This window comes from Aquabacterium lacunae, assembly GCF_004310865.1.
Lineage (GTDB): Bacteria > Pseudomonadota > Gammaproteobacteria > Burkholderiales > Burkholderiaceae_C > Aquabacterium > Aquabacterium lacunae.
Map to the genome: position 1 here is coordinate 165,461 of NZ_SIXI01000005.1, position 24,664 is coordinate 190,124.

Here is a 24,664-nt window from a genome sequence, read left to right on the forward strand (position 1 = left end):
TTGCCGCGCCGCTGTGCGATAAAATTTGCTGTCCTGTTGCTGATCTAGCGCTGCAGCAGCATCAATGCACCCAACTTCAACTTGTCGCGGTCGCCCAATCGGTTCATTGGCGCTGGTTAAACATGTCTGGGTTGTACCGGGTCATCGTTTGTAAGCGGTCATTGAACCCCACCCTTTTCAGCACGGCTGTGCTCTGACAGCCTACGTTCCCACGTAGATGGACGTGGGGGCGTCGCGATGAACGAGGATTTGTAGGATCTCAGGCGCAGGTTGGTTGTGGGGCACAAGGCAGATGGGCGCAGCGTTTACGGCGAGCAGTGGTCGCGCTGTGCATGCAGCCCGGCGCGTCGGTGTCGCTCCTGGCGCGTGAGTGCGGGGTTAGCGCCAACCAGGTCTGTCGCCGGCTGCGAGAGCATCGGCAAGTTCGCCGGCCGCGCGGGGACACCAGTCGTGCGGTGAGCACGCAGGCGACGTTCGTCGCCGTTCCGATGGCGTCTGCGGTGGTGCCGACTCAGGAGACGGCGTCGGCCGTGGTGCAGTTGCAGGCCCGGCTGCCCAACGGCGTGGCCATCGAGCAGGCAGGCATCGACGCTCAGCACGTCGGCTTGGCGATCGAAGCACTCGGGAGGCTGCGGTGTTCCGTCTCGACGAAGGGCTGAAGGTCTACCTGTCGGGTATCGCCGCCGGCATCCGTTTCAGCTTGAATGGGAAATGTTTGGCAAAGCTCCCACAGAGCCAGCAAGCTCCCGGATCCGCACACCAATGCATAGGCACTTTTCACTGCAAACACCATACATCACTTGCTGGCTCGATGCCTCTGCAAGCGCCATTTTCGCTCTAGGATACTTCTACTGTCGAGCATCGTCATCGCCGACTGGAGCGAAGAGGTCGGGTTGGTTTTGCCGCCCCCCGAGCGTTCGTGTCACAGCGCATAGTCATAAGAGAATTCAGGGGGAGTCACGTGTACATCGCAGAGCTTTTCATCGAGAACTTCCGCTCGTTCGGGGTGGGAGATCAAGCGTTCAAGTTGACGCTCACGCCTGGGCTGACTGCTCTCGTGGGCGAGAACGATGCCGGAAAGACAGCGGTCGTAGACGCTCTGCGATATGTCCTGGGTACGCGCGATCAAGAGCAACTGCGCGTCGATGAGGCAGACTTTCACCGTTCGTCAGGTGGCACGCCCGCCGACCAAATGACCATCAAGCTCGTTTTCCGAGGCTTGACGAACACCGATCGAAGTGCCTTCGCTGAATTCCTCACATTCGAGGAGATCGATGGCGCAAAGAATGTTTCATTGGTTCTGACTTGGTCAGCCAAGCGTTTGGCGGCAGGCGCCTCTCGCCGCGCGGCCTCGCCCGAATGGCGCACTGGAGCCAAGGCCGACGGGCCACTGCTCGATTTTGGAGCGCGGTCTCTTTTGACTGCAACCTACCTTCGGCCGCTGCGCGACGCCGAACGCGCCATGAGCGCAGGCCGCGGCTCCCGTCTGTCTCAGATCCTTCAGCACACCAAGGAGATCAAAGAGACAGGGGTGGCCTTCGACCACAGAACGGTGCCAACCCCTGACCCGAAAACGTTAAGTGTGCTTGGCTTGGGCGACTTTGCAAATCACCTTTTCAGGGAGAGCCAAGGCATCAAGAAGGCAGGGGACAAACTTAATGACGAGTATCTCAAGCCGCTGTCCTTCGCTAAAGATCTGCTACGCGCCCGAATCGAGGTTTCAGGCAGCAGGGACGAGACCGTTCGACTGCGACAGTTGCTTGAAAAGCTCGACTTGACGCTTGCGGCCTCCGCTGGTGACGACAGCGCACACACGCGCGGTCTCGGCTCGAACAACCTTCTGTTCATGGCTTGCGAGCTGCTCCTCTTGGCTGCAGAGAGCGACGGGTTTCCCTTGCTCCTGATTGAAGAGCCCGAAGCCCACCTTCATCCCCAGCGCCAACTGCGCCTCATGGCGTTCCTGCAGGACCAGGCAGCGAAGGTTCGCACGGATGGTCAGCAGATACAAATCATAGTCACCACCCACAGCCCGAGCATCGCGTCAGATCTGCACCTCGACAACATCGTCCTCGTCGAGGGTGGTCGCGGGTTTCCGCTGCGGAAGGGGATGACCAAGCTCGACAACTCGGATTACAGCTTCCTCGAGCGATTTTTGGACTCCACGAAGTCGAACCTGTTCTTTGCTCGCGGCGTAATGATTGTCGAGGGCGACGCGGAGAACATCCTGATGCCCGTGCTCGCAAGGCTACTCAAAAGGGACTTCTCTGAGTACGGGGTCTCTGTAATCAACGTTGGCGGTGTAGGTCTCGGGCGCTACGCGCGGATTTTCATGCGAGCTGATCCAGCGTCAGACGGTCAGATCTCGACGCCGGTCGCTTGCGTCACCGACCTTGACGTAATGCCCAACTGCGCGCCTGTAATAGTCGGCAAGATTAAGGCGGGTGAGGACATTCCAACGCGCCCTCCTTCAAAGCGCCAATGGCGTGTCAAGAGCGAATTTACAGCAGCAGAGTTGAGGGAGCGCCGTCAGACGCGTATCGATAAGGCATCGGGCCAAAATGTGCGCACCTTTGTCGCCGGCGAATGGACGCTCGAATACGACCTGGCACATTCCGGTCTGTCGCAAGAGGTCTGGCAGGCTGCCGTCCTCGCATTGGCCGACGAAGATATTCAGGCCGGCAAGGTCACGAAGAAGGACGCCATCGAGGCGCGTGGGGCAGAGTTCCTGGGGCTGGGGGCTCTCGAGTTGGAGGCGAAAGCTTCGCACGTCTACGCACTCTTCGAAACGGAGGGGGCCTCCAAGGCTATCGGCGCGCAGTATCTTGCCGAGCTCCTCGAGCACGCGATCGAATCCGGAAGCATGGGCGTGGACGAGCTACGTTCAAAGTTGCCGTCTTACGTCCTCGAAGCAATTGCCTACGTCACCGCTCCCATTCCCGTCACACCGACAGCGGCCGGTCCCTCCACGACCGCACCAGAGTAGCAGGCATGACCTTCTCCATCCCTCCCATCGAAGACAGAGAGATCGCTTGGGCGTCGGAGCTGATGGGCCTTGGACCCAACGGCTTCGCCGCGATTGACGGAGACGATAGCCGGCTCAAGGCGATCAAGAACCTTCAGACCTGCGATTTTGAGGCCTGTCCTGGCAGTGGCAAGACGACGCTGCTAGTCGCAAAGCTAGCTATCCTCGCTTCACGCTGGCCATACCGCCAGAGCGGCATCTGCGTCCTGTCACACACGAATGCAGCGCGCGACGAGATTGACCATCGGGTTAGCGTTGCTGCCTCCGGCTCGTCTCTCGTTCGATATCCGCATTTCATCGGCACGATCCATGGCTTTGTCAACGAGTTCCTGGCCACTCCGTGGCTACGCTCCAAGGGCAATCCAGTCCGGTTGATCGACACAGACATTGCATTGAAACGACGCTTCTCGAAGCTGGCGAATAACTGGCGATTCGCGCTGGAACAGCGCGGACTCGACCGATACGCCTTGCAGTACGACAAGTCTGACTACTCTGGGGAAAACAAGGGCAAGCTCGCCCGTGATACGCCGCTCTGCCACGCCTTGGAGGCAGCTTCTCGTGAAGGCAGTCAGGAAGGCTATTTCTGCTTCGATGAGATGTTCGTTTGGGCCAACGAACTTCTCGACCAATACCCTGAGGTTGCCGCGAACCTTCGCAGGCGGTTCCCTCTCGTCTTCATCGACGAAGCTCAGGACAACAGCGAGCTCCAGTCGAACATCCTTCATCGCATCTTCCTCGAGGGAGACGCTCCGTCCATTCGGCAACGGTTTGGCGACTCCAACCAAGCGATCTACGCTCATAACGGTGCCGATGGGGCAACGACTGATGGTTTTCCGTCAGGAGCGCCTCACAACCTGCCTCGCAGCCACCGATTCCCGCAAGGAATCGCCAACGTCGCGAAAGGCCTAGGAATCGTCCCGCAGGAGCTGAAAGGATCGGGCCCTACTCGAAGCAGGATTTCGCGTGAGGCACTGCCGCCAGTCCTATTCCTTTTCGACGACGAATCTGTGCTGAACGTCCTGCGTCACTATGGAAATCACCTGATTTCGATGTTCGACCCCCAGGAATTGTCGGCCGGGGTCTTCACGGCGGTTGCGGGTGTTCACGAGTTGGACGACAAGGCCGCGCTCTCGATTCCTCGGGCGATGGGGCATTACGCGCCGACGTACGACCCTGTAAGCGCTAAGAAGGAGTCCACGCCACGAACATTCGGCCAGTACCTCTCCAAGTCTTCTCGCGATGCGCTGGAGACAAGCAACGCGCAGGGCATCGTCAACGCGTTGGCATCTGCCCTGCTGAGGTTTGCAGAGCTTGCCGGAGCAACGCCGGCATGGCTCGGTGGAAGGAAGTCCGCACATAGGATCGTTCTTGATGCACTGGAAGGTAGCTCCGCGGAGGGGACCTACCGTTCCCTGCTGGACAAGACGATCACATTGCGAGGACAGTTCGACGCAGCGGAGTGGCAATCGGCATTGCCGCAAGTCACGGAGATCGGGGCACATCTAGCTCAGGCAACCAAGTTCCCACAGGTTGCTATCGACTTTTTGACCGGACCCGAAGCGTTGCAAAGCTCACCCGCCGAAGCCAGCTCATCGCAAACCATCCTGAACTTCTACAGCCATCCCCCAGAAATGCCGAAGGTCCACATCCGTCTGGGGTCGATTCACTCAGTCAAAGGCGAGACCCATACGGCGACCCTGGTCTTGGACAGCTATTACTACGAGCATCACCTGAGTAAGCTAAAGCCATGGATTCTGGGCGAACGGGCCGGCGGGATGAAGAAGAAGGCGAAGGGCAAGCCTGAGCTGGAGAGTTCTCGCTTGCTCGGACGGCTCAAGTTGCACTACGTAGCCATGACTCGGCCCTCGCATCTGCTCTGCCTGGCTATGAGGCGTGATGCCTTCATCGCGGCAGAACTCAAGCAGTTGCAGACCCAAGGATGGCAGCTCGTGGACTGCAATGCTGATTGACCTGCTGCCCACTCGTGACAATTACCTCCAAGCAGCGAGCGGCCACTTGTTGGAACGGTAGGTTCTCGCCCAGCAGCACAACTGAACGACAGGGGAGCCGTCGTTCGCCGCCGACAGGTATTGGTCGAAAGTGCCTGGTCATGATGTCGGATCGGCTGGTCAACTCGACCCAACACGGGGCCTGTCCCGCATGTTTGAAAGTGGGCAACAGGTGAACAGTGTGGAAGTCGCCAAATTCGGAGCAGAAACCACATATCAATGGGGATTTCAGCAAGGGCAAAACGCTCAGCTTTTTGCGGTCAGAAAGTTGAATGAAATCAATGCGTTTTGAAACATTGCAGGCAAAGTATGGCTTGCCGATGGTTTTCCGATGGTCCGTTTTTGAAACTTTGCAAGGTGCAAATTGGGGAGGCCGCGTCGCGTTGCTCTAGGGCGCAGTTTTGAGACTTTGTTAGCAGCAACCCTCAAGGTTAACCCAGGTGTCCGGCCTTTGTGCCTTGACACGGGTACAAGGGGGTCCACAATGATGCTCATGGGCACCGCCCATCTCCGGCGGTGTGCGGGCTGCCATGTGGCAGTGTCTGGTTGTGTGTTCGCCATGCAAGCTTGCTCGCCTTCCGGGTTCTTTGCCGCCTCTCCCCATGGCCACCTGCCCCTGCGGCAGGCCATCGACCAGGCCGCACGCCTGCCCGAGCCCCAGGCGGTGCAGGCCCTGCTGGCCGAAGCGCTGCAGGCCCCCGCACACACCCACGCCACCCAGGCCCTGGCCTTGCAGCTGGCGGCGCAGGCCCGTGCCGCTCAGGCCGCCAGCGGGCTGGGGCGTGCCGGCCTGGTGCAAAGCCTGCTGCAGGAGTACAGCCTGTCGTCGCAAGAAGGCGTGGCCCTGATGTGCCTGGCCGAGGCCTTGCTGCGCATTCCCGATGCCGCCACGCGTGACGCCCTGATCCGCGACAAGATCGCGCCCGGCCACTGGCACAACCACCTGGGGCACAGCCCCTCGCTGTTCGTGAACGCAGCCACCTGGGGGCTGCTGCTCACGGGCAAGCTGGTGGCCACGCACAGCGAGCAGGGGCTGCTGGCCAGTCTGGGGCGCTTGCTGGCCCGTGGCGGTGAGCCCCTGGTGCGCCATGGGGTGGACCAGGCCATGCGCCTGATGGGCCAGCAGTTCGTGGCCGGGCAGACCATCGCCGAAGCGCTGCAGCGCAGCCAGGCCCAGCAGGCCCGGGGGTATCGACACTCCTTTGACATGCTGGGCGAGGCCGCCCTGACCGAGGCCGACGCTCAGCGTTACCTGCAGGCCTACGCCCAGGCCATCGAGGCCATCGGCGCGGCCAGTGCCGGGCGTGGCGTGTTCGATGGCCCGGGCATTTCCATCAAGCTCTCGGCCGTGCACCCGCGCTACAGCCGCAGCCAGCAGGCCCGTGTCATGGCCGAGCTGTACCCGCGCCTGCTGCAGTTGTGCCAGCAGGCCTGCGCCCAGGGCATTGGCCTGAACATCGACGCCGAAGAAAGCGAGCGCCTGACCTTGTCGCTCGACCTGCTCGAGCAGCTCTGCTTCGAGCCCTCGTTGCAGGGCTGGCCCGGTCTGGGCTTTGTGGTGCAGGCCTACCAGAAGCGTGCGCCTCATGTGGTGAATCACCTGATCGACCTGGCCCGACGCAGTGGCCGACGCCTGATGGTGCGCCTGGTCAAGGGCGCCTACTGGGACAGCGAGATCAAGCGCGCGCAGCAGGAGGGCCAGGCCGATTACCCTGTGTACACGCGCAAGGCCCACACCGACCTGGCCTACCTGGTGTGCGCCCGCCGCCTGTTGGCCGCACCCGAGCAGGTGTTCCCGCAGTTCGCCACGCACAACGCGCACACGGTGGCGGCCATCGTGGCCATGGCCGGGCCGGGGCCCTACCACCCGCAGCAGTACGAGTTCCAGTGCCTGCACGGCATGGGCGAGGCCCTGTACGACGCGGTGGTCAGCAACACGCTGGGCGAGCCTGGCAGGGGCGAGCCGGGCGACACTGCCATGCCGCATCGCCGCTGCCGCATCTACGCGCCCGTGGGCACCCACGAGACCTTGTTGGCCTACCTGGTGCGACGCCTGCTGGAAAACGGGGCCAACACCTCGTTCGTGCACCAGCTGGCGGACACCACGCAGCCCCTGGAGGCCCTGGTGCGTGACCCCCTGGCCCAGGTGCAGGCCTGGGCGTCTGAAGAGGGCCAGGCGGGCCTGCCGCATCCGGCCATTGTGTTGCCTGAGGCCCTGTACGGCCCCGTGCGCAGCAATTCACCGGGCATCGACTGGGCCCACGAGCCCAGCCTGCAGGCCCTGCAGCACGCCGTGCAGCAAGTGGCCCCCGAGCTGGACACCGTGCTGCGCAGCCCCCTGGCCATCGCTGCCAGTGAAGGGCCTGCGGCGGTGGCGCAGGCCGTGGGCGCAGCCGTGCAGGCGGTGCCCGTCTGGGCCGCGGTGCCGGCCACCCAGCGTGCCCGCGTCTTGCGGGCCGCGGCCGACCGTCTGTTGGCCGACCGCCCGGCCCTGCTGCACCTGCTGGTGCACGAGGCTGGCAAGACCTGGCCCAATGCCCTGGCCGAATGGCGCGAGGCGGTCGATTTCCTGCGCTTTCATGCCGCGCAGATCGATCCGCGAGACCCGCGAGACCCGCGAGACCCGCGCGAGCCGGAGCCCTCCGCCTCGGCCCGTGTTGCGCCATGGGGCCGTGGCCACCGCCCCTGGGGAGCGATGGCCTGCATCAGCCCCTGGAACTTCCCGCTGGCCATTTTCATGGGGCAGGTGTCGGCCGCACTGGCCGCTGGCAACACCGTGCTGGCCAAGCCCGCCGAGCAGACCCCGCGGGTGGCCCAGCGGGCCGTGCAGCACCTGCATGCCGCCGGGGTGCCCTTGGATGTGCTGCAGCTGCTGCCAGGTGACGGTGCCGTGGGCGCAGCCCTGGTGGCCGACCCGCGCGTGATGGGCGTGTTGTTCACCGGCTCGACCGAAGTGGCCCGCCTGTTGCAGCGCGCGCTGGTGGGCCGGGTGGGGCCCACGGGCCACGCCGTGCCCCTGGTGGCCGAAACCGGCGGGCAGAACGCCATGGTGGTCGATTCATCGGCGCTGCCCGAGCAGGTGGTGCAGGACGTGCTGACCTCGGCCTTCGACAGCGCCGGTCAGCGCTGCTCGGCGCTGCGGGTGCTGTGCCTGCAGCACGAGGTGGCCGACACCGTGCTGCACATGCTGCACGGCGCCTTGGCCGAATGGCGTGTGGGCGATTCGGCTGAGCTGGCCACCGACATGGGGCCTGTGATCGACGCCGAGGCCCTGGCGCGCCTGCAGGCCCATGTGCAGCGCATGCGGGCGCAGGGCTGGCCTGTGCGGCAGTGGCCTGCGCCCAGGCCCGAGGCAGGCCCCGGGCGCATGCTCCACTTCATGCCCCCCACGGTGGTCGAGATCCCGTCGCTTGAAGTGTTGGCGCACGAGGTGTTCGGCCCCGTGCTGCACGTGCTGCGCTACCACCGGGCCGAACTGCCTGCGCTGCTGGCGCAGATCAAGGCCACCGGCTACGGCCTCACCCTGGGCGTGCATTCGCGCATTGGTGAAACCATCGACCACGTGCGCGCCGCCGGGCTGGCGGGCAACCAGTATGTGAACCGCAACATGGTGGGCGCGGTCGTGGGCGTGCAGCCTTTTGGCGGCGAAGGCCTGTCGGGCACCGGCCCCAAGGCCGGAGGGCCGCTGTACCTGTTGCGCCTGCTCAGTCAGCGGCCCGATGCGGCCCTGGCCCCGTGGCTGGTGCCTCAGACCGATGACGCCGGGCACACATGCACCGCGGTGCACATGGCCCACGACATGCCTTTGCCTGGCCCCACAGGCGAGGCCAACACCTACAGCCTGCACCCCGTGGCGCGGGTGCTGTGCCTGGCCGACACCGAGGCCGACCTGCAGGTGCAATGGCGGGCGGTGCGGGCGCTGGGTGGCCAGGCCTTGTGGCCCGAACGCTGGCGCTCGGTGTGGCTGCAACTGCCCGAGGCCGAACGCGAATGCGTGCAGCTCACGGCGGCCTGGCCCGACCCGCAGGCCGTGGCGGCCCTGGGTGTGCAGCGTGTGCTGCTGCATGGCGATGTGCAGGCCCTGGTGCAGGTGCAAAAGGTGCTGGCCGCCACGTCGGGCCCCATCGTGAGCGTGGTGCATGCCCTGCCTGGGCAGCGCAGCCTGCCACTGGAGCGGCTGGTGCATGAGGTGAGCACCAGCATCAACACGGCCGCAGCGGGCGGCAATGCGGCCTTGATGGCCCTGGCCTGATCAGCGCCGAACCTGCCGCTCGCTCATGCGGCCCATGGCCTGGGTGCCGGTCACGATCATGCGCACCATCACGATCACGTCTTCCGTGGTCTGAGCCAGCGCTTCCGGGGGCTGCTCGGTGGCACGTGAGGCCAGCGCAAACACCAGCCGCGTGATGGCGCGGGCCGTCAGGGCGGGTTCGTACAGGCCGGTGCCATTGGCCTGGGCCAGGCGCTCCAGATCTTGCCGCAGCTCGTCTTCGAAAAAGCTCAGCTGGCGATCGACCGCGCGGCGAAAACCTTCCGAGCCGGCCGAGCCCTCGCGCAGCAGCAGGTGCAGCAGGCGGTCATCGCTGCGCAGCTTTTCCATGAAGGCCTCGATGGACGCCCGCACCACGCTGCTTTCTTCCTGCGCGCGCTGGCGGGCCTCGCCAATGATGGCCCGCAGCGAGGCGCCTGCGCGCTCGATCAGGGCCACGGCCAGTTCGTCCATGTCACGGAACTGCCGGTAGAAGCTGTTGGGCGCAATGCCCGCTTCACGCGCCACCTCGCGCAGGCTCAGGGTCGAGATGCTGCGATGCGGGCCCAGCAGGCGCAGGGCGGCTTCGACGATGTCCTCGCGCGAGATCACGGCCTTGCGCCCCACCGTGGGCCGGGGACGCACGGCGAAGTCGGCCAGTGAATCGGCCAGATCGTTGGGGGGCAGGGTGGCAGAGGGCATCGGAGGGCGGTCGGCAGGGTGGCGTACCCTGACGTCCGATCATACCAACCACAATGCAGGACGTATTTATAGACAGCTGTGCATTAATGGCTATACTGCGATGCGTTGCCAGTGCCAAAGTGGGGCTGGCCCGAGCCGGAGTTTTGCCTGCCCATGTCTGCTGCCACCCTGCGTTCTGCCGACCTGCCGTCCGCCCAGCCGGGCTGGCAGCGCCTCCTGGCTCCCGTGGTCGACCCCATGGTGTTCGACTTCTGGGCGCAGCGCCTGAACCCGGTGTGGTCGTGGGCCCAGCCGCTGGCCCGGGTGGTCGAGCGCATCGAAGAAGCGCCGGACACCGTCACTCTGGTGCTGGCGCCCAACCGCCATGTGGGCCCGTTCCAGCCCGGGCAGCACATGAACCTGACGGCCGAGGTGCAGGGCCGGCGCGTGACGCGCAGCTACAGCCTGACCGGCATTCCCCGCCCTGACGGCCGCCTGTCGTTCACCATCAAGCGCATGCCCGGTGGGCTGCTGAGCACCCACCTGGTCCAGCACACCCGCGTGGGTGACGTGCTGGGCCTGGGGCCCGCCTTTGGCGACATGGTGCTGCCGCGCAGCGTGCACGGTCGCTGGCTGTTCCTGGCGGCCGGTTCGGGCATCACGCCCCTGATCGGCCTGACCCGAGCGCTGGCCGCCCGCCAGATGCCGGTGAACCTGCAGCTGCTGTACTGGGTGCGCCAACGCGAAGAGCTGTGCTTCGTGCCTGAGCTCAAGGCCCTGGCGGCGCGCCACCCGAATTTCCGCTGGCAGCCCATCGTGACCGAGCAGCCCGTGCTGCATCCTGGCGAGGTGGGTGGCCTGATCAGCGCCGAGCAACTCAACGCCCTGGTGCCCGACCTGGTCGAGCGCCAGGTGCATGCCTGCGGCCCCGGGGGCTTCGTGGCCACGGCCCGTGAACTGACCGAGCCGGTGGCCCAGCGCTTCGTGGCCGAAGGCTTCACGCCGCCGCCTGTGGTGGCGCCCACCGAGAAGGCCGAAGCCACCACTGTGCAGGTGCACCTGCAGCGCAGTGGCCGCACCCTGGCCGTGCGCACCGATCAGACCCTGCTGGCCGCCCTGGAAGCCCAGGGCCTGACCCCGCCGTCGGGCTGTCGCATGGGCATTTGCCACACCTGCAGCTGCCCCCGCGTCGAAGGCCGCACGCAAGACAGCCTGACGGGCGAGCTCACGCAAGAGGCCACGCAGCCTGTGCGCCTGTGCGTGAGCCGCGCCTGCACCGACCTCACGCTCGACCTTTGATCCGCCGTACCCCGAGACACCGCCCATGACCGCTCCCGCCATGCCCCACCTGAGCGCCGACGCCCTGCAGCAGTTCGGTGCCGAGATCGACGCCCTGCGTGACCGCACCGTGGCCACCCTGGGTGAGCGCGACGCCCGCTACATCCGCCGCATCCACGCCGCCGTGCGCATCACCGAGGTGGTGGGCCGTGGCCTGCTGATGGCCGGCCTGTTCATGCCCGAGGGCTGGGTGTGGGCCACCTGGGCGGTGGGCGTGCTGGTGCTGGGGGCGTCGAAGATCCTGGACAACATGGAGCTGGGCCACAACGTGATGCACGGCCAGTTCGACTGGATGGGCGACCCGCACTACCAGGGCAAAACCTTCGAGTGGGACATCGTGGGCACCAGCGATAACTGGCGCAAGACCCACAACTTCAAGCACCACACCTACACCAACGTGCACGGCATGGACGACGACATCGGCTACGACGTGCTGCGCCTGTTCCCCGAGCAGAAGTGGCACCCGGCTGCCCTGTTCCAGCCGCTGTATGCCGTGATCTTCGCGCTGCTGTTCCAGTGGGGCGTGGCCGTGCAGGACCTGCGCATCGGCCGTGTGTTCATCGGCCGCATCACCTGGCGCCAGCTGGCCCGCGAGGCCGCGCCGGTGCTGCGCAAGTCGCGCCGCCAGCTCATCAAGGACTACATCGTCTTTCCGCTGCTGGCCTGGCCCGTGGCTGCACAGGTGGCCCTGGGCAACCTGATCGCCAACGGCCTGCGCAACCTCTGGACCTACACCGTCATCTTCTGCGGGCACTTCACCACGAACGTGCAGACCTTCCCCAAGAGCGTGGTCAAGAACGAGACCCGCGCGCAGTGGTACCTGCGCCAGATCCTGGGCTCGTCCAACCTCAGCGGCAGCCGCGCCCTGCACATCTTCACGGGCAACCTGAGCCACCAGATCGAGCACCACCTGTTCCCTGACGTGCCCGCCAACCGTTACGCCGAGATGGCCCCGGTGGTGCGCGACATCTGCCAGCGTTATGGCATCCACTACAACACCGGCTCGATGGTCAGGCAGTTCGGCCAGGTGGTGTGGCGCATCCTTCGCCACAGCTTCCCCAGCACGCCCGCGCCGGTGGCGCCAGCACTGACCCAGGCCCGCTGAACCCCGCACCGAATCGCCTACCCGCCCATGTGCATGGGCAGACTGTCGGTTGCCTGACGGGGCTGATTCGGTCGCATTTTCGACAAAGTCGCAGGCACGCCCGTGCCTGTCGCGTGCGATGCCCGCGCAGCGGCCATGGCGCACCCATCATCGCGGCGCTGTTCGCTTTGAGGGTGCCTCCATGGCCGATTCTTCTTCTGTCGCCACCGATTCCACCACCTGCCGCCAGTTCCGCGTGCAAGGCCCCGAGGGCCTGCTGGCCGTGCGGGCCTGGGGTGATCCAGCCCTGCCCACGCTGGTGCTGGTGCATGGCTACCCCGACAACGCCACCAAGTGGGAAGGCGTGGCGGCCTGCCTGTCGCAGCGCTTCCATGTGGTGGCTTACGACGTGCGGGGGGCCGGTGCGTCGTTCACGCCGAAAGGCGGCGCTCGGGCCTATGCCTTGGCCCGCCTGTGCGCCGATTTCAAGGCCGTGATCGACGCGGTCAGCCCGCACCGCCCGGTGCACCTGGTGGCGCACGACTGGGGGTCGATCCAGGCCTGGGAGTTCGCCACCGAACCGGCTTTGCAAGGGCGCATCGCCTCGTACACCTCGATGTCCGGGCCCTGCCTCGACCATGTGGGCCACTGGTTCCGCGACCGCCTGCGCAAGCCCACTCCGGCCCACCTGGGCCAGGCCCTGCACCAGCTGCTGAAGTCCTGGTACATCTACTTTTTCCACCTGCCGCTGCTGCCCGAGTTGACCTGGAAGACCTGGCTGGGCCGCCACTGGCACCGCGTGCTGGGCTGGCTGGAGGGCGTGCAGGCCGAGCCACGCGCCACCCAGGTGCGCGACGGCGCCAACGGCGTGGGCCTGTACCGCGCCAACTTCATCCCGGCGCTGTGGAAGCCGCGCGAGCGCGTGGCCCATGCGCCCGTGCAGGTGCTGGTGCCCACGGGCGATCACTACGTCAGCCCTGCGCTCAGTGCCGACCTGCGCCGCTGGGTGCCGCAGCTCTGGCGTCGCGAGCTGGCCGGGGGGCACTGGCTGACCCTGCAGCACCCCGAGCGCTTCAGTGCCCTGGTGGCCGAGTTCATCGACCACATCGATGGCGCGCCGGAAGCCGCGGCCCTGCGCGCAGCGCGCGTTTCCTGAACACACCTTGCCATGACCGCTCCCCACCCCCGCGCCGAACGCCCTGTGCTGGCGCCACGCCATGTGAAGTTCGACTGGCAGCACACGCCCTTGCACTGGCTGCCGGGTGACCCCTTCGCCACGCACACCATCAACGTGCTGCACCTGCTGTTCCCTGCGGGTGAGCTCTGGTTCTGTCGCGTGTACAACAAGGTGCTGCCGCACGTGACCGATCCCCAGGTGCATGCCGATGCCAAGGGCTTCATGCGCCAGGAGGCCATCCATGCCCGCTCGCACGAAGGCGTGCTGAACCACTACTACCAGGCCCACGGCATGGACGCGCGTCCTTTCACGGCCCGCATCGAGCGCCTGTTCGGCACCTGGCTGGGCGAAACCCCGTTCGGGCTGAAGATCGGGCACACGCGTTTCTGGATGCGCCAGCAGCTGGGCATCATCGCGGCGCTGGAACACTTCTTCGGCTACCTGGGCCAGTGGGTGCTGGACGCCCAGGGCCTGGACGAGGCCCAGCCCGATCCCACCATGCTCGATCTGCTGCGCTGGCACGGCGCCGAGGAGGTCGAGCACCGCACCGTGGCCCACGACCTGTTCCGCCACATGGGCGGCACCTATGTCGAGCGTGTGGTGCACATGCTGCTGGTCATGGTGATCCTGCTGACGCTGATCCTGCAGGGCAACCGGTTCCTGATGAAGGCCGATCCGCTTCGCCCGGCCGACCCGGGGCTGGTGCGCGGCTGGTGGCGCAGCGCCAGGGCAGGGCGCCTGCCCAACCTGATCAGCGTGATGGCGGCTGCTGCGCGCTACTTCTCGCCCTGGTTCCACCCGGGTGGAGAGGGCGACACGGCCAAGGCCCTGGCCTACCTGGCCCGTTCGCCTGCCGCATCGGCCGCCCAGCATGGCGGCAGCTTCCAGCGCTGAGCACAGCCCCGGCGCGTTTCTCCAGGCCTGCCGCACATCTGGCAAACCCCAGGCTGTGCCAGGCCCCGGCCCCTGAAACAAGGGGGTGCTGCCGCGTGAAATTGGGCGCACGGCCGTGCGTTTTGCGTGTCTGACCGAATCGCTCTGCCCGCGCGGTCACGACACACTGAACGCATCGACCGGGATGTGACATGCGAGCCTACTCTTGGAGCCAGTGGATGCAGGTGACCGACGCTGACCTCAGCGCCGGCTTCACCTTGCATGACCGGGTGCGCCAGAGCGCCAAGCGCGCAGCCTTCGACACCCTGCCACTGGGCATGCTGGCCAGCATCTGCATCACGCTGGGCGTCACGTTCATCCTGTGGCCGCGCCTGCCTCATGGCCCCTTGATGGCCTGGTGCCTGATTCGCCTGCTCATCATGGTGGCCCGCGCGATCCATGCCCGCCATGTGCTGCGCACAGGGGGCTTCATCCCCTGGCGACACCGTCGCCTGCATGAACTCATGGCGCTGTGCGATGGGGTGGCCTGGGGTTACATGGGCTGGGGCCTGACGCCCTTGTTCGACCTCGAAGTGTCGGTCGTGACGATCTCGGTGCTCTGTGCCGTGGCCTGCATCGGTGGCCTGATCATGAGCATCGACCTGCCGATCTCTCTGGCTTTTGTGTGGCCCATGTGCCTGCCCAATGCCGTGTACGCCTCGGGCAGGCAGGACGACCTGGGCTGGTTCTGCGCCGCTGCTGTCACAGGCCTGGCGGTCATGCTCAGTCTGGCATCCCGCGACAACAACCGCCGCATCACCGAATTGATGCGGCTTCGCATCGAAAGCGACATGGCCAACGAGGCCAAGGCCGAGGCGCTCGACCAGGCCCGCTTGCTGAGCGAGGCGCGCAGTCGGTTTGTGGCCACCATGAGCCACGAGATGCGCACCCCGCTGCACGGCATGCTGGGCATGGTCAACCTGCTGCGCCACGAAGTGCCTGATGCCCATGTGCAGCGGCGCCTTTCGGTGGTGCAGCGCTCGGGCCAGCACCTGATGCAGGTGATCAACGACGTGCTCGATTTCTCGCGCAGCGAAGCGGGCAGCCTGCCCATCCACAGCCAGCCGTTTGCGCTCCAGCCTGTGCTTCAGGAAGCGGCCGACATGGTGCGCGCCTCGGCCCTGGAAAAGGGCCTGAGCCTGGAGGTGCAGATCCGTGTCACGCCGGACGAATGGGTGGAGGGTGATGCCATGCGCCTGCGCCAGGTGCTGCTGAACCTGCTGGGCAATGCCATCAAGTTCACAGCCCATGGTGGCGTGCGCCTGCTGGCCGCGCGCGACGACGACACCGGACACCTGCGTGTGGCCATCTCAGACACGGGCGAGGGCATCGCCGCGCAGGAGCTGCCCCGCATCTTCGAGCCCTTCCACCAGGCCCAGGGCACCTACGAGCGCCGCCATGGCGGCACCGGCCTGGGCCTGACCATTTCGCGCGACCTGTGCCGCGCCATGGGCGGCGACATCACCTGCACCAGCGTGGTCGGGCAGGGCTCGGTGTTCGTGGCGCAATGGCCGCTGCCCAGGGTGCGTCGCCCTGAGGCCGAGCGCGTGAACACCCAATGGCCGGTGGGTGCTTCTCGCGACGCACTCAAGGGGTTGTGCGTGCTGCTGGTGGAGGACAACCCGGTCAACGCCCTGGTGGCCCAGGTGATGCTGGATCAGTTGGGCACCCAGGTCACGATGGTGGACGATGGAGAAGCCGCCTTGCAATGGCTGCAGCACGGCACGCCGGACATCATCCTGATGGACTGCGAGATGCCCGGCATCGACGGCTTCGAGACCACGCGCCGCTGGCGTGTGATGGAGCAGGCGCGGGGCATCCCTCGATGCCCTGTGGTGGCCCTGACCGCCAATGGCTCCGAAACATTCGAGACCAAAGGAAGATCCGCCGGCATGGACGCCTACCTGGGCAAGCCCTTCGACCTGGAGGATCTGGCCGCCACTCTGTCAGCCCACGGGCTTGAGCGGGTGCATCGTGGCGTCGTAGTCGGCCAGTGAGGGCATGCGCAGCGGCTGCAGGCTGTCGATCTGGTTCAGGTGTGCCTGGTACTGCGCCATGATGGCCTCGCGCTCGGGCGCCTTCAGGTAAGGCACGTGGTAGGCCACGAACGGTGGCAGCACTGTCAGGCCCACATAGCCCAGCATGCCCTGGTGGATGGGCTTGAGCAGGGTGTCGAGTTCGCCATGGATGGCCCCGGGCCCGAACATGTGCGTCTGCCCGCCCAGCGAGGTGGCCAGCATGGCGCGCTTGCCCTTGAGGCCACCCTTGTCATAGATGCGGGTGCCGCCGTAGCACACCCCCGAAATGAACACGCGGTCCACCCAGCCCTTCAGGATGGCCGGCAGGCTGTACCAGTACACCGGGAAGCTGAAGATGATCAGGTCGGCCCACTGCACCTTCTCGACCTCGGCCACGATGTCGGGGGCCAGGGTCTTGCCGTTCCAGTTGTGGCGCTGCTCCAGCGCGTAGGTCAGGTAGTCGGGGTTTTGGCGCGCACCGAAATCGGCCGGGCTCGCCACCGGGTTGAAGTCCATCGCGTACAGGTCGGAGACCTGCACGCTCCAGCCCGCGGCCTCGAAGTGGCGAACGGTCAGGTCTTTCATGCTGGTCACGAACGACTGGGGCTCGTGGTGCGCGTGGACGATCAGCAGGTTCATGGCGATGGCTTTCGAGGGAACGCAGACAGCCCGCCATTGTGGGGCAGATGGCCACTCAGGTCGCCATCTGCCCCAGCTCGTCCTGCAGCATCAGGTTGTAGATGGCCAGCTTGCACGCGTCTGCAAGCCGCTGGGCCAGGCTGGCATCCTGCAGCACCTGTTCTTCGCCCATGTAGGCATGTGCCACCAGGTGCAGCGAGCCGATGGTGCGCCCATTGGCGATCATGGGCAGGCACAACGAAGGCACCCGTTGGGCCCACCGCTCCGCGTTGTGCTTGCAGGCCAGGTCCAGGCCTGGACGACTGCAGCAGTGCATCTTGCCGCGGCGCAGGGCCCAGCACTGGTTCATGCCCAGGTCGTGTGGAGGCTCTTCCGGCAGACCCCAGTGGGTCACACGGTCCATCAGTTCGGTGCCCGGGTGTTTGGCCGTGAGCCAGCCGCCCCACTGTGGCAGCAGGCGCGCCAGAGCGTGGGTCAGGATGGTGCCGGCCTCCTGCATCGAGTTGCAGGCATTGAGCATCTCGCTGGTCTCCTGCACGATGGCGCCTTCCTTGCGGGTGGCATCCAGCCGGGACAGCAACTGTTGCAACTCCGCCTGCTGTGTGGTGGCCGCTTGCCGAGCGCGCAGGAAGCCGTCCACGTTCAGCAGGAACGCATCGAGGTGAGTGCCATCGGCCTCGACCTCGAGACGTCCGTCCAGCTGGTGCCAAACCTTCCTGCCGTCCGAGAAGGTGATCTCGATGTTCATCTTCAGTTGTGACTGGCCGCTGTGCAAGGCGTGGTGCAGCGCCCGGTTCAGGTTTGCCAGGGCATGCATGTCCAGGTAGGTCGGTGTGGTTGTCGGCTGCACCAGCAACTCGTGGGGATGCCCCCACAAACCCTGCACGTTGGCAGAGACGAACTCCAGCCTGTTGATCTCGGCGGTGTCGGTGTCCAGTGTCCAGCGCAGCATCACCACCGGGCCGGCCGAGAACACGGCGGCATCTGCCATGCGGGCCAGCTTGGCCTCTTCCAGCGCGTGCACATCGGTCAGCGTGCCCGACAGCAACTGTGGGCGCCCCACGCGATTGCGCTGCACAATCATGCCCTTGCAGCGCATCCACCGCCAGTCGTCGTGCTCCGGGTTGCGCTTGATGCGGCAGGTCACGTCCATGGGCTGGCCGTCGATCATCTGCTCCTGCATGCGCTTGCGCACCTTGGGACCATCTTGCGGGTGCACATGTTGTGCCATCCACTGCGACATGGGGATGCGGTCTTCCATGTAGCTGACCCCATTGTCGTCCATCAGGGCCTGCTGGAAGTTCAAGGTCTCCGTGCGCATGTCGAATTGCCAGAACTGCACCTGGGCCACACGCATCACCGCATCACTCAGGCACTCTTGCGAGGCCCGCTCTTGCCGCATCGCCTGCAGGTGTTTTTGGGTCAATGCATGGAGATCTTCGACCGGAAATGGCTGTTGCTGGCCTGCACGCAGGGCCCACACCCTCTGGGCGCGCCGCATGCCGCTGTAAATCAACAGCACGCTCAAGGCGGGCGCGGTCACGTACCAGCTGCGCCAGGCCGCAGCTTCTGTGCTCAGCCTGAAGAGGCTGGCCATGCCCAGTACGGCGTCGGGCAACCCGTGCCATTCAAGCAAGCTGGCCAGCATCGCCGGTTGCAGCACCGACAGCAGCAGCCAGTGCCTCATCGACAGCCGATGCCCGTTTTTGGCGGGGTGCAGGCCCACGCCCATCACGGTGCCCAGGCAGAGTGAAGCCAGCACGACGGATGGCGGCAGTTGTGCCTGAGTACAGTCGAACAGCAAGGCCACCATCGGGCCTTGCCAGCTCAGGCTGTAGCCCAGGGCCATGGGCCAGATCGGGTGACGGCTCTGGCGCATCGACATCACCAGGGCCAGTCCCATCAACGTGATGCCGAACGAGCTCACCAGCCCCAAGGTGGACACCTGCTGTCGCAAGGGGCCCAGCGCGGCCGTGGCGATCACGCCCTGACACCAGATGCCGCAGGTCAGCAGAGGCATCCAGGCGGTGGTCCACCAGTCACGTCGTGAAACCTGGCACAAGCGCCACGCCATGCCGCACATCAGCACCATCGTCAGCCACAGGATCCCCATGGGCCATTGATATGCGGTCATGCGCTGGGCTCCGCCATTTCGTCGCGCAGGCGCAGGCTGGCCAGAGCTGACTTCACGCCCTCGGCCAGCCGGCCGGCGAGCTCCTCGGCTTCTCTGAGCTCCTGCGGCAGCATCTCATGTGGCGCAAACAGGTGAATGGCTCCGATCGCATCCCCGGTGGTGCTCAAGGGCACGCAGATGCTGGCGGGTATCGGGTCTTCGTCGACGGTCAGGTGCAGGCACAGCGCATCACAGCCGCCACATTGGTAGGTATGGGATTTGTTGCGGCGCAATGACCAGCAGTCCCGCAAGTGAAAGGGCTCCAGCATCGCCGGCGGGCAGCCCCACCGTCCCAGCACGTACAGGCGCCCGTCTCGGCCGATGCTCAAGGCGCCGTGCCAGCCTGGCAGCAAGGCTTCAGCGGCTTGCTGCACGATCACAGCCGCCTCGGTCTCGTTGCGTGCCGAGTTCAGCAGGTCGGTCACACGTTGCAAGGTCAAGGCGGTGCCACGGGCTTTCTCCAGTCGCTCGACCAACCATTCGAGGTGCAGGTTCTCCTGCTCCTGAACGGTCAGCATCTGCAGTTGCTCGTGGATGTCCAGCATGTAGCCGTGCAGCACAGGGCGATCGTCTTGTCGTGCAATCACGCCATGCAGAGAAAACCACCGCCACATGCCATCCCCCGTTTTCATGCGCACGGACATCTGGAACTCGTGCTCCTGGCGTTCGATCGTCGCACGCACTTGTTCCCGAAGGCGGGGCAGGTCTTCAGGGTGGGCCATGGCGTCGGTGGTCAGGCCCACCCCGCTCCATGAGGGGCTTTTCTGCCGGAGGATGCGTGCCGCATTGCCGCTCATGGCCAGGATCTGCCGATCGCCGGTCAGGGCGTACTTGAACAGCAGCACGTCGCCCGCGTCGAACAGTGCTTTTTCTCGCTCTAGGTTCAGGCGCAGGCGACGCTGGTCGGTCACGTCCAGGAAGGCTCCGACCACACGGCGCACGCGCCCGCTTTCATCCCAGTCGATCAGGGTGCTGCGCGACAAGACCCAGCCCCAGCCCCCTTGTGGCAGGGGCAGGCGGTGCTCGAACTCCATCCGTGTGAGGTCGCCCTGTATCACCGCCGTCAGGGTGCGCGTCAGGGCTGCACTTTCATCAGGGTGCAACACCTGCAGCCACAGGCTCGCGGGCTGCTGCCCGGTGCCCTGCAGCAGCAGGGGCGCTTGCTGGAAGGGCGAGTGCACGGTCAAGCAATGCCGGTCCACGTCGAGATCCCAATGGCCCAGGCCGCCGCCTTGCATCGCCTGAAGGCGGTGCGGGAGCCCCGAAGGTTCGCGTTGCAGCAAAAGATGCGCGTCGCGGCGAGCTTTCTCGTCGGCCTGCAACATGCGGTCGAATGCACGTCGCACCGCGCGCTGACGCGATTCCTTGTGGGTGCGCAGGGCCTGCATCACGGCCACGTAGGCGGCTGGTGTGCCGGCAGCGATCACGGCCATCACCAGCAGCAGCTCCACGGTGTCCCGGTGCGCCGGCAGGTCGTGGCTGGCCAGGCCGACCAGCACGGCCAGCGGCAATAACCACGACAGCACGGTCCGATTCACGGCAGGCGCTCCTGGGGGCAAGGTGTCCACGTCTCGCCGACTGTAGGCCGCACCTCGCTGGCGTGGTGAAGCAAAGTGGGCCTGATTTCGGCACTTTTTGGCCCTCAGTGGCGTTTTGCTGTGCCTTAAGGCCACCCTCGCGGGGGTGTTTGTATCCGGATGTCAATGCCGCGTGAGTGATGATCCTTGGGCGCATCAGCCGACCTTTAGACTGCGCGCCAGCACGGCCTGAAGGCCGGCATTCAGACATCCAGGAGGTTCCCCATGGCCGAAATCCGTCGCGCCACCCTGTTCGGCAAACTGCACCCCGTGGCCTACCAGACGGTCGATGCCGCCACCGTGTTCTGCAAGCTGCGCGGCAACCCGTTTGTCGAGCTGGTGCACTGGGTGGCCCAGACCGTGCAGGGGCAGGGCAACGACTGGGCGATGCTGCTGCCGCACACCGGCATCGATGCCGCCGCCCTGTCGCGCGACATCACGGCCGCCCTTGACCGCCTGCCTCGCGGCGCCACGCGCATTTCCGACCTGTCGCTCACCATCGAGCAAGCCCTTGAAAAAGCCTGGGTGCTGGCCTCGCTGGGTGACGGCCAGGGCTGGGTGCGCAGTGGTCACGTGCTGCTGGCCCTGCTGCAGCACCGAGAACTGCGCGTGCAATTGTTCGACATCTCGCGCCAGTTCGAGCGCATCGCAACCGACCGCCTCAGCGAGCATTGGCACACCTGGTGCGAGGCCTCGCCCGAGGCCGTGGCCCCGGCGGGTGCGCAAGCGTTGGGCATGGGTGAGCCTGGGCAGGCCAGCGGCGCCCTGGGGGGCGGCGGTGTGTCGGGCCAGGAGGCCTTGCAGCGTTTCACCACCGACCTGACCGCGCAAGCCCGAGGCGGGCGCATGGACCCCATCGTGGGCCGCGACGACGAGATCCGCCAGGTCATCGACATCTTGATGCGCCGCCGCCAGAACAACCCCATCCTGGTGGGCGAGGCCGGCGTGGGCAAGACCGCCGTGGTCGAGGGCCTGGCCCAGCGCATCGTGCGCGGTGACGTGCCTCCGGCCCTGCGCGACGTGCAGCTGCGCGTGCTCGACGTGGGCCTGCTGCAGGCCGGCGCCAGCATGAAGGGCGAGTTCGAGCAGCGCCTGCGCTCGGTCATCGACGAGGTGCAGGCCTCGCCCCAGCCCGTCATCCTGTTCATCGACGAAACCCACACCCTGGTGGGCGCAGGCGGCCAGGCCGGCACGGGCGATGCGGCCAACCTGCTCAAACCGGCCCTGGCCCGTGGGCAGCTGCGCACCATCGGCGCGACCACCTGGGCCGAGTATAAAAAGCACATCGAGAAAGACCCGGCGCTCACGCGGCGCTTCCAGGCCGTGCAGGTCGACGAGCCCGACGAAGTGCGCGCCCTGCTGATGATGCGCGGCGTGGCCGCCACCATGGAGGCCCATCACCGTGTGCTGATCCTTGACGAAGCCCTGGAGGCGGCCGTGCGCCTGTCGCACCGCTACATCCCGGCGCGCCAGCTGCCCGACAAGTGCGTGAGCCTGCTCGACACCGCCTGCGCCCGCGTGGCCGTGAGCCTGCACGCCACTCCGCCCGCCGTTGACGACGCCGAACGCGAGATCGAAGCCCTGCACACCGAGCTGGCCCTGATCGAGCGCGAGGCCCGCCTGGGCGTGGACGTCGCCGAGCGCGCCACCTCGGCCCGCGAGCGGCTGGATGCCGCCAGCACCGAGCTGCTCGACCTGCGCCAGCGCTGGCAGGCCGAACAGGCCCTGGTCGAGCGCCTGCTGGCCTTGCGTGCCGCCCTTCGTGAGCCCGATCCAGGCACCGACTCGCCCGCTGACCACATGGCCGACGGCCACAGGCAAGCTGCCCCGGCCGAGCCCTGCGCAAAGATCGAAGAAGCCGATGCCGCCCTGCGCACCGAGCTGCAGGCCGTTCAGGCCGAACTGGCCGCGCTGCAGGGTGACAGCCCCCTGATCCTGCCCACGGTCGACCACCAGGTGGTGGCCAGCGTGGTGGCCGACTGGACGGGCATCCCCGTGGGCCGCATGGCCCGCGACGAAATCGACAACGTGCTGACCCTGGCCGAACGCCTGGGCGAGCGCGTCATCGGCCAGGACCACGCCATGGCCCTGATCACCCGCCGCGTGCAAACCTCGCGCGCCGGTCTGGACAACCCCGACAAGCCGGTGGGCGTGTTCCTGCTGGCCGGCACCTCGGGCGTGGGCAAGACCGAAACCGCCCTGGCCCTGGCCGAGGCACTGTATGGCGGCGAGCAGAACCTCATCACCCTCAACATGAGCGAGTACCAGGAGGCGCACACCGTGTCTTCGCTCAAGGGGGCGCCCCCGGGCTATGTGGGCTACGGCGAAGGCGGCGTGCTGACCGAGGCCGTGCGCCGCAAGCCCTACAGCGTGGTGCTGCTCGATGAGGTGGAGAAGGCCCACCCCGACGTGCACGAGCTGTTCTTCCAGGTGTTCGACAAGGGCTGGATGGAAGACGGCGAGGGCCGCCGCATCGATTTCAAGAACACCCTCATCCTGCTGACCACCAACGTGGGCACCGAGCTGATCCAGCACCTGTGCCAGAACCCCGAAGAGGTGCCTGCCCCCGAGGCCATGGCCCAGGCCCTGCGCCAGCCGCTGCTGCGCCACTTCCCGCCAGCCCTGCTGGGGCGCCTGGTCACCATTCCCTACTACCCGCTGACCGACGGCATCCTCACGCAGATCGTCGAGCTGCAGCTGGGCCGCATCCAGCAGCGCGTGCAGCAGCGCTACAAGGTGCCGCTGCGCATCCGCCCCGAGGTGGTCGACCTGGTGGTGTCGCGCTGCACCGAAAGCGAATCGGGCGGCCGCATGATCGACGCCATCCTCACCAACACCCTGCTGCCCACCATCTCCCGCCAGTTCCTGGAGCGCCTGATGGCGGGCGAGCCGTTCACCGCGGTCACGGTGGGGGTGGCCGACGGTGAGGCCGGGCGCGAGTTCAGCTACAGCTTCACAGCGTGAAGTCGTAATCGACCGTCAGCGGCGCATGGTCGCTGAACCAGCTGTCTTTGTACACACTGGCCGTGCGCGCTGTGGCCGCCAGGCCCGGTGTCGCCAGGTGGTAGTCGATGCGCCAGCCCACGTTCTTGGCACGGGCCTGCCCGCGGTTGCTCCACCAGGTGTAGCAGGCGTCGGTGGTGTCGGGGTGCAGGGTGCGGTACACGTCGACCAGGCCGCCCTGGGCCGGGTCCAGCAGCTTGGTCATCCAGGCGCGCTCTTCGGGCAGGAAGCCCGAGTTCTTCAGGTTGCCCTTCCAGTTCTTCAGGTCGGCTTCCTTGTGGGCGATGTTCACGTCACCGATCAGGATGAATTCGCGCTCGCCGCGCAGGCGGGCCAGGTGGGGCTCGATGATGTCCAGGAAGCGGAATTTGGCCGCCTGCCGCTCTTCGCTGCTCGAGCCGCTGGGGAAGTAGCAGCTGATGATCGACAGCTTGCGGCCGGGTTTGTCGAAACGCAGCTCCACATAGCGGCCTTCGGGGTCGAACTCGCCGCTGGGGTCGTGGGCCCCCAGGCCCACGATCACGTCCGACGGTTCGTGGCGGGTGTACAGGCCCACGCCCGAGTAGCCTTTTTTCTCGGCGCAGTGGAAATGGCCCTGAAGTCCGGCGATCTGCTCGAATTTGCCGGCGATGTCTGGCTTCTGCGCCTTGAGTTCCTGCACCCCCATACAATCGGCTGCGAGGCCCTCCGTCCACGGGATGACGCCTTTGGTGGCCGCCGAGCGGATGCCGTTGAGGTTGAGGGACACCAGTCGAAACATG

The 24,664-nt window shown here is 66.0% G+C and carries 15 protein-coding genes; 10 read left to right on the forward strand and 5 right to left on the reverse strand.

What is annotated here, in order from left to right:
* Positions 1-455 precede the first annotated feature (455 nt).
* The 4 genes from EYS42_RS17330 (at position 456) to putA (ending at position 9,283) form a co-directional block, all read left to right on the forward strand.
* Positions 456-659, forward strand: a complete 204-nt coding sequence (locus EYS42_RS17330; protein WP_245503648.1) for a hypothetical protein — start codon at positions 456-458, stop codon at positions 657-659.
* Positions 660-961: 302 nt separating this feature from the next.
* Positions 962-2,983, forward strand: a complete 2,022-nt coding sequence (locus tag EYS42_RS12915) for an ATP-dependent nuclease (protein WP_130968602.1) — start codon at positions 962-964, stop codon at positions 2,981-2,983.
* Between the two features lie 5 nt (positions 2,984-2,988).
* Complete coding sequence (locus EYS42_RS12920; protein ID WP_130968603.1) at positions 2,989-4,992, forward strand: UvrD-helicase domain-containing protein; 2,004 nt, start codon at positions 2,989-2,991, stop codon at positions 4,990-4,992.
* Positions 4,993-5,590: 598 nt separating this feature from the next.
* Complete coding sequence (putA, locus tag EYS42_RS12925) at positions 5,591-9,283, forward strand: bifunctional proline dehydrogenase/L-glutamate gamma-semialdehyde dehydrogenase PutA (RefSeq protein ID WP_130968604.1); 3,693 nt, start codon at positions 5,591-5,593, stop codon at positions 9,281-9,283.
* On the opposite strand, the gene fabR is transcribed toward putA, so the two are convergent.
* Positions 9,284-9,982 carry an HTH-type transcriptional repressor FabR gene (gene fabR, locus EYS42_RS12930; protein WP_130968605.1) on the reverse strand — a complete coding sequence of 233 codons (699 nt, stop codon included), beginning with the start codon at positions 9,980-9,982 and terminating at the stop codon, positions 9,284-9,286. It abuts the gene before it with no gap.
* A gap of 153 nt (positions 9,983-10,135) precedes the next feature.
* Here fabR and EYS42_RS12935 point away from each other — a divergent pair, with 153 nt between their 5' ends.
* The 5 genes from EYS42_RS12935 to EYS42_RS12955 all read left to right on the forward strand — a co-directional run bounded on the left by EYS42_RS12935 (position 10,136) and on the right by EYS42_RS12955 (position 16,490).
* Complete coding sequence (locus EYS42_RS12935; RefSeq protein WP_130968606.1) at positions 10,136-11,260, forward strand: ferredoxin reductase; 1,125 nt, start codon at positions 10,136-10,138, stop codon at positions 11,258-11,260.
* Between the two features lie 25 nt (positions 11,261-11,285).
* Complete coding sequence (locus EYS42_RS12940; RefSeq protein ID WP_130968607.1) at positions 11,286-12,404, forward strand: fatty acid desaturase family protein; 1,119 nt, start codon at positions 11,286-11,288, stop codon at positions 12,402-12,404.
* Positions 12,405-12,585: 181 nt separating this feature from the next.
* Complete coding sequence (locus EYS42_RS12945; RefSeq protein ID WP_130968608.1) at positions 12,586-13,539, forward strand: alpha/beta fold hydrolase; 954 nt, start codon at positions 12,586-12,588, stop codon at positions 13,537-13,539.
* Positions 13,540-13,551: 12 nt separating this feature from the next.
* Complete coding sequence (locus EYS42_RS12950) at positions 13,552-14,454, forward strand: metal-dependent hydrolase (protein WP_130968609.1); 903 nt, start codon at positions 13,552-13,554, stop codon at positions 14,452-14,454.
* Between the two features lie 191 nt (positions 14,455-14,645).
* Positions 14,646-16,490, forward strand: a complete 1,845-nt coding sequence (locus EYS42_RS12955) for an ATP-binding protein (RefSeq protein ID WP_130968610.1) — start codon at positions 14,646-14,648, stop codon at positions 16,488-16,490.
* Here the strand turns inward: EYS42_RS12955 and EYS42_RS12960 are convergent.
* The 3 genes from EYS42_RS12960 to EYS42_RS12970 are packed head-to-tail and all read right to left on the reverse strand — an operon-like array spanning position 16,440 to position 20,861.
* The gene (locus tag EYS42_RS12960; RefSeq protein WP_130968611.1) at positions 16,440-17,150 is read right to left on the reverse strand and encodes an NAD(P)H-dependent oxidoreductase; all 711 of its coding nucleotides are present in this window, start codon (positions 17,148-17,150) and stop codon (positions 16,440-16,442) included. The two genes, EYS42_RS12955 and EYS42_RS12960, sit on opposite strands and share 51 nt — an antisense overlap.
* A gap of 55 nt (positions 17,151-17,205) precedes the next feature.
* The gene (locus EYS42_RS12965; protein ID WP_130968612.1) at positions 17,206-19,284 is read right to left on the reverse strand and encodes a PAS domain-containing protein; all 2,079 of its coding nucleotides are present in this window, start codon (positions 19,282-19,284) and stop codon (positions 17,206-17,208) included.
* Entirely contained in the window at positions 19,281-20,861 is a 1,581-nt protein-coding gene (locus tag EYS42_RS12970) for a PAS domain-containing protein (protein ID WP_130968613.1), read from the reverse strand. Before EYS42_RS12970 ends, EYS42_RS12965 begins: the two co-directional genes overlap by 4 nt.
* A gap of 264 nt (positions 20,862-21,125) precedes the next feature.
* On the opposite strand from EYS42_RS12970, the gene tssH reads away from it, so the two are divergent.
* Positions 21,126-23,864 carry a type VI secretion system ATPase TssH gene (gene tssH, locus EYS42_RS12975; protein ID WP_130968614.1) on the forward strand — a complete coding sequence of 913 codons (2,739 nt, stop codon included), beginning with the start codon at positions 21,126-21,128 and terminating at the stop codon, positions 23,862-23,864.
* Here the strand turns inward: tssH and EYS42_RS12980 are convergent.
* Complete coding sequence (locus tag EYS42_RS12980; protein WP_130968615.1) at positions 23,854-24,663, reverse strand: exodeoxyribonuclease III; 810 nt, start codon at positions 24,661-24,663, stop codon at positions 23,854-23,856. The two genes, tssH and EYS42_RS12980, sit on opposite strands and share 11 nt — an antisense overlap.
* Position 24,664 lies beyond the last annotated feature (1 nt).